Origin of the sequence: Microcoleus sp. N3A4 (genome assembly GCF_036701805.1) — a bacterium.
In the GTDB taxonomy this organism is placed as follows: domain Bacteria; phylum Cyanobacteriota; class Cyanobacteriia; order Cyanobacteriales; family Microcoleaceae; genus Microcoleus.
The window spans coordinates 196,165-207,169 of sequence record NZ_JAUBRJ010000002.1; the positions used below are offsets into that span (position 1 = coordinate 196,165).

An 11,005-nucleotide genomic window follows, 5' to 3' on the forward strand; every position below is an offset into this window, starting at 1 on the left:
TGACTAATGACCAATGACTAATGACTTCTTTCATCGATAAAGCCAAACACGCAGCAGCGAGAGCAACTGTTCCGTATCAACAGGTTTGGTAATGTAGTCAGACGCCCCAGCTTCGATACATTTTTCCCGATCGCCCTTCATAGCTTTCGCCGTAAGAGCAATCATTGGCAGCGAAGCGAATTGAGGAATATTGCGAATTGCTTGCATTGTTTCGTAACCGTCCATCTCTGGCATCATCACGTCCATCAACACAATATTTATGTCAGGCGTATTTTGCAGTTGAGCAATTCCCTCTCTGCCGTTTTCAGCAAACACAATTTCCATTTTATGGCGCTCCAGCATACTCGTGAGGGCGAAAATATTCCGCATATCGTCGTCAACAATCAAGACTTTTTTGCCCGCGAGCGTCGAATCTGTTTGATACAATTGCTCTAGCATTTGGCGCTTCGGTTCCGGCAAATTTGCTTGAACTCGGTGCAAGAACAAAGCAGTTTCATCTAACAGGCGCTCAGGCGATCGCACATCTTTAACAATGATTGTTTCCGCCATGCGCTTGAGTTGAGTTTCTTCGGTTCTCGTCAACTCTTTGCCCGTATAAATAATAATCGGCAGACTTTTTAAAGTTGCCTCTTGCTTGATCTGCTCGATCAGTTCAAAACCAGTCATATCTGGCAGTCCCAAATCGAGTACAATGCAGTCAAAATTTCCTGACTTCAAAGTTTCTAGCGCCTCTGCACCGCTCCCCACAGCCGTCGTTACAACATCGTGATTTCCGATTAAATCCACAATGCTGAGACGTTGTGTTTCGTCGTCTTCTACAACTAGCAAATTCTTAACTTTCCGCTCCACAAAACCCTTAATATCAGTCAAAGCTTTGCTCAATGCGTCGCGACTGACAGGCTTTTGTAGGTAGGCGATCGCCCCTAACTGCAAACTGCGCTGCCGCCCTTCTTCAACTGATACAATGTGAACCGGAATGTGGCGCGTACTTGGGTTATGCTTCAAGCGATCGAGCACTGTCCAGCCATCCATCACAGGCAAATTTAGATCCAGCATAATCGCAGTTGGCTTGAACTCTCGCGCCATCGCCAAACCGATATCGCTCCGCAAAGCAACTAAACCTTTAAAACCCTGTTCCTGCGCCATATCCAAAAGAATTCGAGCGAAGTTTACATCATCCTCGATAATCAACAGCACGCGATCGCCACTCTCAATATTTTCTCGGTCATCTGAGATTAAAGGTGAGGGGTAAGGCGCGATCGGCAAGTGGAAATTCGGCGAATGAACTGCGGCAGAAATAGCAGGCGGCAATTGAGCCGTTTGCTCGCCCATTTCCGGTTCCCTATCATTCATTATTCGCGATTCTTGGTAAGTTTGCGGCAGATAAAGCGTGAACCTACTACCCTCACCAGGGCGACTTGTCAATTTAATTTCTCCGCCTAACAGATTAGCGATTTCTCTACTAATTGACAAACCCAAACCCGTGCCCCCGTATTTGCGGCTAGTGCTACCATCAGCTTGTTGGAAAGCCTCAAAAATAACCCTGTGTTTTTCAGCAGAAATCCCAATTCCCGTATCGCTAACTGAGAAAGCCAAAACAGTAGGGGAACTCCTTAAACTTTCTATCTCTAAACTCCACCCTTCCCGCGCTACTTCGACACGCAATTTCACCTCGCCCCGCTCTGTAAACTTAAACGCATTAGAGAGCAGATTCTTCAAAACTTGTTGCAGCCGTTTAGCATCAGTATAGAGACCTTTTGGCAACCCACTCTCAAGCTCGATTTGAAAAGTCAACTTCTTATCCTGGGCGATTTGGCGGAAAGTCCGATCCAAATGATCTCGCAAGTCAGGAAACAACACTTGCTCAATTTCCACCGACATCGTGCCTGATTCAATTTTAGCGAGATCCAAGATGTCATTAATCAGCCCTAACAAATCCGTTCCCGCCGAGTAAATTGTGCGCGTGTATTCAACTTGCTTCAGAGTCAAATTACCTTCAGTATTATCAGAAAGCAATCGAGCGAGAATCAACAGCGAATTCAGCGGAGTACGCAACTCGTGAGACATATTAGCCAGAAACTCCGACTTATACTTAGAAGTTAGAGCCAACTGTTCGGCTCTTTCTTCCAGCAACCCCCTCGCCTGTTCGATATCTCGGTTTTTCCGCTCAACTTCCTTATTTTGCAGCGCTAACAATTCAGCTTGTTCTTCTAGTTCTTCATTCGTTTGTTGCAACTCTTCCTGCTGATTCTTCAACAGTTCCTCAGATGCGCGGAGCGACTGCGCTTGTTGTTCGAGACGCTTGTTAGTTTCCGTCAGTTCTTTTTGCTGAGTTTGCAACTCTTCTGCCAAAGACTGCGACTGTTTCAGCAACTCTTCCGTCCGCATACTCGCTGCAATTGTATTTAAAACAATGGCGATACTTTCTGTAAGTTGGTCGAGAAATGTCAAGTGTATTTCGCTGAATCTGCGGAACGAAGCTAACTCGATTACTGCCGTTACTTGTCCCTCAAATAGTACGGGTAAAACCACGACATTCAACGGCGTAGATTCTCCCAGTCCCGAGCAAATTTTAACGTAGTTTTCCGGCACTTCTGTCAACAGTATTCGTTCCTTTTCCAGGGCGCACTGTCCTACCAAACCTTCGCCTAAATTAAATCTATTTCCTAGATGCTTGCGTTCGCGGTAGGCGTAGGTACTTAACAGTTTGAGAAACGGATCGTGTTCGACAGCTTCCATCATAAAGAAGACGCCATGCTGAGCAGAAACCAGCGGCGTCAATTCTGAGAGAATTAGTTTAGAAACTGTTTCTAAATCCCGCTGACCTTGTAGCATTCGAGTGAACTTAGCAAGGTTTGTTTTCAGCCAATCTTGCTCAGTATTTTTCTGCGTAGTCTCCCGGAGATTGGCAATCATCTGATTAATGTTGTCCTTAACGATCGCAACTTCTCCTTCTGTGGCGACGGAAATAGACCTCGTTAAATCGCCTCTGGTAACAGCAATTGCCACTTCTGCGATCGCGCGCAACTGAGTAGTCAAATTCGCAGCCAATTCATTCACATTATCCGTCAAATCTCGCCACGTCCCCGCCGCGCCCGGAACCTTCGCCTGGCCGCCCAGTTTCCCTTCAATTCCCACTTCCCGCGCCACTGTAGTAACTTGATCGGCAAACGTCGCCAGCGTATCGATCATCTCGTTAATCGTATCTGCCAGAGTCGCAATTTCTCCCTTAGCTTCCAGCATTAATTTGCGCTTCAAATCGCCATTCGCCACCGCCGTCACAACCTTAGCAATACCCCGCACTTGCGCTGTCAAATTCCCCGCCATCGAGTTTACGTTGTCGGTTAAATCTTTCCAAGTTCCCGCAACTCCTTTCACATCAGCTTGACCGCCCAATTTACCCTCAGTTCCTACCTCCCGCGCCACCCGCGTTACCTCAGAAGCGAAGGAATTAAGCTGATCCACCATCACGTTAATAGTATCTTTCAGTTCCAGAATTTCGCCTTTGACATCGACGGTGATTTTCTTAGACAAATCGCCATTTGCCACCGCTTTCGTCACTTCCGCAATATTCCGCACCTGCGCCGTCAAATTTCCCGCCATCAAGTTAACATTATCGGTTAAATCTTTCCAAGTTCCCCCTACACCGCGCACGTAAGCTTGCACGCCTAATTTGCCTTCCGTTCCTACTTCCCTCGCCACCCTGGTTACTTCAGATGCGAAGGAACTCAACTGATCCACCATGATGTTAATCGTGTTTTTCAGTTCGAGAATTTCACCTTTAACATCTACTGTAATTTTCTTGGACAAATCGCCATTTGCCACAGCCGTCGTCACTTCGGCAATGTTCCGCACTTGTGCTGTTAAATTCCCAGCCATCGAGTTAACTGAATCCGTTAAATCCTTCCAGGTTCCTGCAACTCCTTTAACTTCAGCTTGCACGCCTAATTTCCCTTCGGTTCCCACTTCCCGCGCCACCCGCGTTACTTCAGAAGCGAAGGAATTTAACTGATCCACCATCGTGTTGACAGTGTTTTTTAACTCCAGAATTTCACCTTTAACATCGACAGTAATTTTCTTAGATAAATCCCCATTTGCCACAGCAGTCGTAACAGCCGCAATATTCCGTACTTGCTCCGTCAAACTACCCGCCATAAAATTAACTGAATCCGTTAAATCCTTCCAAGTTCCTGCTACGCCTCGGACATCTGCTTGCCCGCCCAGCTTACCTTCGGAACCCACTTCTCTAGCCACCCGCGTTACTTCCGAAGCGAAGGAATTAAGCTGATCCACCATCACGTTAATCGTGTTTTTCAGTTCTAAAATTTCGCCTTTAACCTGTACCGTAATTTTTTTAGATAAGTCACCGTTAGCAACAGCCGTCGTCACCTCAGCAATGTTTCGGACTTGTGCTGTTAAATTCCCGGCCATTGAGTTAACTGAATCCGTTAAATCTTTCCAGGTTCCTGCTACTTCTTGCACTTCAGCTTGTACGCCTAATTTCCCTTCCGTCCCCACTTCCCTAGCAACCCTGGTGACTTCAGATGCGAAGGAATTTAACTGGTCAACCATCGTGTTGACGGTGTTTTTGAGTTCGAGAATTTCGCCTTTAACATCGACAGTAATTTTCTTAGATAAATCGCCCTTGGCCACAGCGGTTGTCACTTCAGCAATGTTTCGCACTTGTGCTGTCAAACTGCCTGCCATAAAGTTAACGCTATCAGTTAAATCCTTCCAAGTTCCTGCAACTCCTTTAACTTCTGCTTGACCGCCGAGTTTGCCTTCGGAACCTACTTCTCTCGCCACCCGCGTTACTTCAGATGCAAAGGAATTCAACTGATCCACCATGATGTTAATCGTGTTTTTCAGTTCGAGAATTTCCCCTTTCACATCGACAGTAATTTTTTTAGATAAGTCGCCATTTGCCACAGCCGTCGTCACGTCAGCAATGTTCCGTACTTGTGCTGTTAAATTCCCGGCCATTGAGTTAACTGAATCCGTTAAATCTTTCCAGGTTCCTGCAACTCCTCTGACTTCAGCTTGCACGCCTAATTTGCCTTCCGTTCCCACTTCCCTAGCCACCCGGGTTACTTCAGATGCGAAGGAACTCAACTGATCCACCATGATGTTAATCGTGTTTTTCAGTTCGAGAATTTCCCCTTTCACATCGACAGTAATTTTTTTGGATAAATCGCCATTTGCCACAGCGGTTGTCACTTCGGCAATGTTCCGCACTTGTGCTGTTAAATTCCCGGCCATCGAGTTAACTGAATCAGTTAAATCTTTCCAGGTTCCTGCAACTCCTTTAACTTCAGCTTGCACGCCTAATTTGCCTTCGGTTCCCACTTCCCTAGCAACCCGCGTTACTTCCGACGCAAAGGAGCTCAACTGGTCTACCATTGTGTTAACAATTTGCGCTGTTTGAAGGAATTCTCCTTTGAGGGGTCTGTCTTCTATTTCTAAGGCGATGGTTTGCGATAAATCTCCTTTTGCTACGGCCCGAATTACTCTAGCGGTTTCTGAGGTTGGTTGCACTAAATCTGTAATTAGGGTATTAACAGAATCTACGCTAGCTGCCCAAGACCCCTCGGCGCTGCCAATGGTTGCCCGCTGGGCGATTTTGCCTTCTTTACCGACAACTGTGCCGATGCGATCGAGTTCGGCCGCCATTCTCTCATTGAGATCGATAATGTCGTTAAGTTCGTCAGCAATTTTCCCCGCTAGACCGGTCTGATCTATGGGCATCCGAACTGAAAAGTCCCCTTTTTTGACAGCTACTAAGGTTCTGAGTAACTGTTTGGCATAACCATTATTTGGACTTTCCTTTGTTATCTGTGCAGTTGACATGACCGTTACCTTTGGCGATTGGGAAGGGGGAGGGGGAATAATTTTGAGTTTTGAGATTATTTCTATTATCTGAATAAAGCAGTCGCTGATTGCTTCTATCAAAAGGTGGATGACAAATTGCTGTTTATCAGCTATTGGGAGTTGTTGGTTGTTATTTGTCGGCTGTTTGACGATTAGGGCGTGTTTTCAAACTATAACCACAAAAGAATGCAGGCGATCGCGATCGTGGCTGTATAATTTGCAGCAAGTTTCTCAGATGGACAGCGAGCGGGCGAAATTGCGATCTGTGGCAGTTTCAAATCGAGCCGGTTTAGTAACGTTTTTGACAAATTAACTCTAAATGTAATTTTTTACTGTACAGGTTTTTTTAGTTTTGTATCAATGACCTGTTTCAGATAGATCGAGCTTGCTGTCAAGCAAATGAATATAACCTAAAGATATTTTCCGGCTTTTTCTGCGAAGCCCGACGAACAGGAAATATTATAATGTATAGCTGCACTAAAACCCCAACCAACCTCGGAGAGATTGCTCCAGTCGCTCAGCATCAGAATCTGCTAATTTGCCAATCGTCCTTACAACCAAGCTTTCATGTACTGTATACAAACCTCGCTTAACTGCTGTAGCCACATTTAACCCTACTGTTGACCATTCAGCAAGTACGAATTCACCCTCAAGTAACGATGCAGTTTTGCTTGTCAATGGCACAATTATGATGTCTTGAGATACGTGAGGCGCACTCACAACAATTGCTGGTCTTACCTTAGAACTAGACAAGTCTGAAAACGGATATCTAACCAAAATTATGTCATTTTTAGAGTAGCTGGGCATAGACATCATCCTCAGTATTATCCCAAACTGTATCTAGTGATGTTTGACTGGCTTGAAGCCAAAACTCAGCTTCTTCATCAGGTAAGAGTGTTACTAATATTTTTGCCCCTTCGGGTAACTCTGATAACTCCAGCAGTTCAATTTTCCCTTGTCTAACAGTAGCCCAAAGCGTTTTCAGCATATCCACCTCATAAACCGTGCTTGATGCAATTTGCAGATTTCTGGTACGTTGTCACACTCAGCGATCGATTACAACCTAACACTACTTTAGCTCAATGCCGTTCAAAATCAAGTTCAAACTGCCTAAATAACGATCGTGCCAGACAAAGCTGGCACTGTGCACCCTACTGATTGCGAACTGCGATTACTTCCAGTTTTGCCAGGAACTATTGAAGATAGAAGTACCCGGAAATGCGATCGGATTCTTATTTTGCTGCAACCGCAACTGCAACACTTCCAAGTTTGGCTCGCGGGACGGCAATTCGTCCACTAATTCATAAGGTAAAATCCCCTTTTCCAGGGAAAAAGCAGCCGTAACTCCCGCCGCAGCACCGGCAGACCATTCAAAAGAATGCACTCGATAAGCAGCCGCTGCCGTGTGGCTGACAGCAATACTTTTACCCGCCACTAACATATTGTCAATCTTTTGAGGAATCATTGCCCGCAGCGGAATTTGGAACGGATAAGCTTGACCTTGAGCTTTGCGAGTGCCTTCCCGTTCGGTATTTCCCGGTGCTTCCGGCGGACTGTTGGTCATGCAGGGGTGAAAGTCGATCGCATAATGACCGATACCCACAGAATCAGGATAAATCGTAGCGCGCGATCGCGATTTTGTATCCTCTACCGATTGACTTCCCACGGCCAAAGCCGGCGCGTTCAAACCACCCACAGCCAACCACAAATCTCGATACTCTTCCTCCGACAAATTCTGGCGGTAAAAATCAGCCGTAAAATCAGTGCGAGACATATCAACTTCCCACACTGTAAAACCTTGAGGCTGATTGAAACTCGGTCGCCCAATAATGCGCCTGCCCTCCCGCATATAAGGATATTTAGAAAGTCCGTGCACCGTCCCCATCGGCGAATCCAAACCGCTCAAAAAACGATTGTTGGGATTAGGCTTTTTCACTCCCTCTCCTAGCTGCGAGTCAGTAGTTCCTGTTACCAGCCAGTAGAAAAATCCTTGGGCATTTTCCTCTCCTTTGCGTAAAGTTTCCGTTCGCAAGCCGCCCATCCATCCCCCTGATTGCAGTTGACCGGACTCTTGCAACTGCTCGCGAGAATAAATTAAATTATCCTGGGCAGAACCGGGACGATAGTCATTGCCCCAAGTCCAGTTTTGCATCGAAATATCCCCCGGATAAATCGGGAATTGCTTCGGGTCTGAAGGTCGCTTTCGATCGGGTCTCACGCTCCTGATTTGGCGGTAGCTGAAAACTAAGGGAAAGCTCGCCAGTCTCTGCAATTCGTAACTGTAGTAAGGAGCGTATTGTTGATAAAAAGACGGCGCTTGATGCGGCTGCGGTTCCTTCGTTGCCTGCATTGCAAAAGTGTAGGTAAAACCTTGAGTGCAGTAAGCGTCGCCGCTCGGGCTGGGGGAGGAAGGTTCGAGAGGTGAACGCGGGTCAATTCCGAGGCGGTAAGGAACATCTGCAAGTCCGATCAATTCGCCTGTTTCGGTGGCATCTACAATGTACCAATCAGCACCTTTAGGTTGAGAATTTGACTGGTTATGTGGTTTGGGAATAAACCGAATAATAGTTTTGTTAAATCGCGCTGAATTTTCGTAGCGATAGGCATCTTCGATAGTCTGAGAAAGAGTTTCGGTGTTGACGGGCGGGGTGTTGGCGGCCGGTTTGTGTTGAATGGCGATCGCACTTTTAATTTGTTGACCCCCAACCGCATTCCCCGCCACAGCAGGAGTAATTGCTAGTTCTTTAATAACCGTATTGGGAAACCATTTCAGCGTGCCTTTGCCTTTTTTAGCGGCATCCTGCAAGATGTTAAATAGAATTTTGTGACCGTCGTAGGGCATGAAACACGAATAGCTAACCCAACAGCCTCCGGGATTTAGCCGGCCGTAATGTTCCTCGATCCGCCGCCGCAATTCTAGGTAGCCGCGGGGGTAAAATAAGAGCGATCGCTGAGTCTCTCTTTCATCGAGTGCGGAAGTTCCCTGGGAGGAAATTTGACCGCCTACCCAGTCAGTAATTTCAGTCAGGCAAACTGTGCGCCCCGCCAGCAAACCTTCGTAAGCGGTAGCAGCGCCTGCGAGCCCGCCGCCTGCTACTAGAATGTCGCAAGTTTCAGCAGTGTCGGGATTGCGGGGAGGTGCGGCAAATATTGGCGAAATGCTCCCAATCGCGGAAATGATGCCGAGGGTGAGGCTAAGGATCGATCGACCTTTGAGCGAAAATAGATACCCTCGAAGTTTCATCGGAGATTGTGGAATTAATTTTGACATAAGCAAAAAACACTCATCGCATCCAAATGTTTATTTTGCAGTATACTGGTATTTCGTGGTACAGTCAGGAAAAACTTTTTATTGAAGAGGCATTAATACCAGCAACAACTATTGAACAGCCGGCTCAAACTTATGCTCAATATCGTCAAATTTATCGTCAAATTTTTTAGCTCATTGATTCCTTTTGATAGTTTAACAATTACTACCAGTTTAACTTTTTCGGAAGTTTTGCGTAGGTTGGACGAAATTGTCACTCATCCCAAACTTTTAAAAATAATTATACCCTTTGGTCCGCCACCTCCAAAACCTTATGAAGGAAGAATTTCTGGCAATACCTTCAAAATCAATCGTATCATCATCGGCAGTCATTTATTTTTCCCAATTATAGAAGGAAAGATCCATTCTCAACCCTTCGGTTGTTCCATCAAAATTAACATGACTTTAAATAAAATAGTCCTAGCATTTTTGATGCTTTGGCTGTGGACAACTGGCAGTATTGGAATGTTTTCTTTATTTGCTTGGTTAGTCGAACCTTCCGTGGGAGCAATATTTTTACCAATCTTAGGAATGTTTATTTTTGGCTGGCTTTTGTGCTTAATTCCCTTTAAGATAGAAGCAAAAGCTGCTATAAAATTTTTAGCGATCCTCTTAACATAAAGTAATTTATAACGGCAATAGTTTAGGTGTATTATTAAAAATAATCTGAGTTCACCGGCATTCATCGGCGGTAAAAAAATATCAATTTTTCGGCATTACCCATGCGTCAAAACCAACTAAAACAAAAAATTAAACAAGGCGAAACAGTCCTCGGTTTATTTATGAACTGCGCTTATCCGGCATTCATAGAAATCTGCGGTCACGCTGGATTTGATTTCGCCGTCATCGACATGGAACACGGCCCCCTGCACCCGCTTGCTGCTGAAGATTTGTGCCGCGCCGCCGACTGCACCGGAATTGCACCGATTGTTCGCGTCCGCAAAAACGACGGGCCGCAAATTCAACGAGCTCTCGACATCGGCAGTGCAGGCGTTCAAGTACCTCAAATTGAAAGCAAAATTGATGCCGAAACCGCTGTCAAAAGCGCTAAATACAGTCCTCTGGGCACGCGAGGCCTTTCCTTTGCTACGCGCGCCGGACTTTACACCGCCGCAGGTACAAATATCACCGACAAACTCAACGAAGAATCTTTAGTTGTGATTCATGTCGAAGGCAAAGGCGGCATCGACAACCTAGCAGAAATTGTTACTGTGCCAGAGGTTGACGTGATTTTTCTGGGGCCTTACGATCTGTCACAGTCGATCGGTCTTCCCGGCCAAGTCCGCGATCCCCGAGTCATCGACATGATGCAGGAGGCCGTGCAAACCATCCGCAAAGCAGGCAAAGCGGCTGGTACTTTTGCCGAAAACCCCGAAATCGCCAAGCAGTGGATTGATGCTGGCGTTCAGTACGTGGCACTTGGGGTCGATGTTGCCGTTTTCCTGCGGGCCTGTCAGTCGCTGGTGAAAGCAGTCAATCGATTTTAGATTTGAGATTTTGGATTTTCGATTAAAAGAAGAACAAGCACCTGAATTCATCTTGTCGTCTTTACAATATCTTTGCAATTTTTGTAGTGTCTTTTACGACACATACAAAAAACCTGCGCTAGAGTAGAAGCATACACCTCCTTAAGGCAAAATTAGGGAGGGGAGCAAGGCTTCAGGGATAAAAATATATGAAAACGGTATTAGAATCCATTCATATCGATTTTAGATTTGAGATTTTGGATTTTCGATTAAAAGAAGAACAAGCCCCTGAATTCATCTTGTCGTCTTTACAATATCTTTGCAATTTTTGTAGTGTCTTTTACGACACATACAAAAAACCTGC

The 11,005-nt window shown here is 45.8% G+C and carries 7 protein-coding genes; 3 read left to right on the forward strand and 4 right to left on the reverse strand.

What is annotated here, in order from left to right:
* Nucleotides 1-30 precede the first annotated feature (30 nt).
* On the reverse strand, nucleotides 31-5,847 hold the full coding sequence (locus QUA56_RS01975; RefSeq protein ID WP_333352460.1) for a HAMP domain-containing protein: 5,817 nt from the start codon (nucleotides 5,845-5,847) through the stop codon (nucleotides 31-33).
* A 109-nt stretch (nucleotides 5,848-5,956) separates the two neighbouring features.
* Here QUA56_RS01975 and QUA56_RS01980 point away from each other — a divergent pair, with 109 nt between their 5' ends.
* On the forward strand, nucleotides 5,957-6,181 hold the full coding sequence (locus QUA56_RS01980) for a hypothetical protein (RefSeq protein ID WP_333352463.1): 225 nt from the start codon (nucleotides 5,957-5,959) through the stop codon (nucleotides 6,179-6,181).
* A gap of 164 nt (nucleotides 6,182-6,345) precedes the next feature.
* On the opposite strand, the gene QUA56_RS01985 is transcribed toward QUA56_RS01980, so the two are convergent.
* From QUA56_RS01985 to QUA56_RS01995, 3 genes are all read right to left on the reverse strand, one after another.
* The gene (locus tag QUA56_RS01985) at nucleotides 6,346-6,675 is read right to left on the reverse strand and encodes a type II toxin-antitoxin system PemK/MazF family toxin (RefSeq protein ID WP_333352465.1); all 330 of its coding nucleotides are present in this window, start codon (nucleotides 6,673-6,675) and stop codon (nucleotides 6,346-6,348) included.
* On the reverse strand, nucleotides 6,659-6,856 hold the full coding sequence (locus tag QUA56_RS01990; protein WP_333352468.1) for a hypothetical protein: 198 nt from the start codon (nucleotides 6,854-6,856) through the stop codon (nucleotides 6,659-6,661). The genes QUA56_RS01985 and QUA56_RS01990 overlap by 17 nt, the downstream gene beginning before the upstream one ends.
* Nucleotides 6,857-7,039: 183 nt before the next feature.
* Nucleotides 7,040-9,139 (reverse strand): FAD-dependent oxidoreductase, encoded by a 2,100-nt coding sequence (locus tag QUA56_RS01995; RefSeq protein WP_333352471.1) that lies wholly within the window; start codon nucleotides 9,137-9,139, stop codon nucleotides 7,040-7,042.
* A gap of 174 nt (nucleotides 9,140-9,313) precedes the next feature.
* On the opposite strand from QUA56_RS01995, the gene QUA56_RS02000 reads away from it, so the two are divergent.
* Nucleotides 9,314-9,796: a hypothetical protein gene (locus QUA56_RS02000; RefSeq protein WP_333352473.1), complete on the forward strand. Its 483-nt coding sequence runs from the start codon at nucleotides 9,314-9,316 to the stop codon at nucleotides 9,794-9,796.
* A 101-nt stretch (nucleotides 9,797-9,897) separates the two neighbouring features.
* Nucleotides 9,898-10,662 carry an aldolase/citrate lyase family protein gene (locus QUA56_RS02005; protein WP_333352474.1) on the forward strand — a complete coding sequence of 255 codons (765 nt, stop codon included), beginning with the start codon at nucleotides 9,898-9,900 and terminating at the stop codon, nucleotides 10,660-10,662.
* Nucleotides 10,663-11,005: the final 343 nt, after the last annotated feature.

What these genes read in the sequence shown, in the direction of transcription:
- QUA56_RS01990 (WP_333352468.1), bottom strand. Translation starts at nt 6,856, where the DNA reads ATGCTGAAAACGCTTTGGGCTACTGTTAGACAAGGGAAAATTGAACTG.
- QUA56_RS01980 (WP_333352463.1), top strand. Translation starts at nt 5,957, where the DNA reads ATGACAAATTGCTGTTTATCAGCTATTGGGAGTTGTTGGTTGTTATTT.
- QUA56_RS01975 (WP_333352460.1), bottom strand. Translation starts at nt 5,847, where the DNA reads ATGTCAACTGCACAGATAACAAAGGAAAGTCCAAATAATGGTTATGCC.
- QUA56_RS02005 (WP_333352474.1), top strand. Translation starts at nt 9,898, where the DNA reads ATGCGTCAAAACCAACTAAAACAAAAAATTAAACAAGGCGAAACAGTC.
- QUA56_RS01985 (WP_333352465.1), bottom strand. Translation starts at nt 6,675, where the DNA reads ATGCCCAGCTACTCTAAAAATGACATAATTTTGGTTAGATATCCGTTT.
- QUA56_RS01995 (WP_333352471.1), bottom strand. Translation starts at nt 9,139, where the DNA reads ATGTCAAAATTAATTCCACAATCTCCGATGAAACTTCGAGGGTATCTA.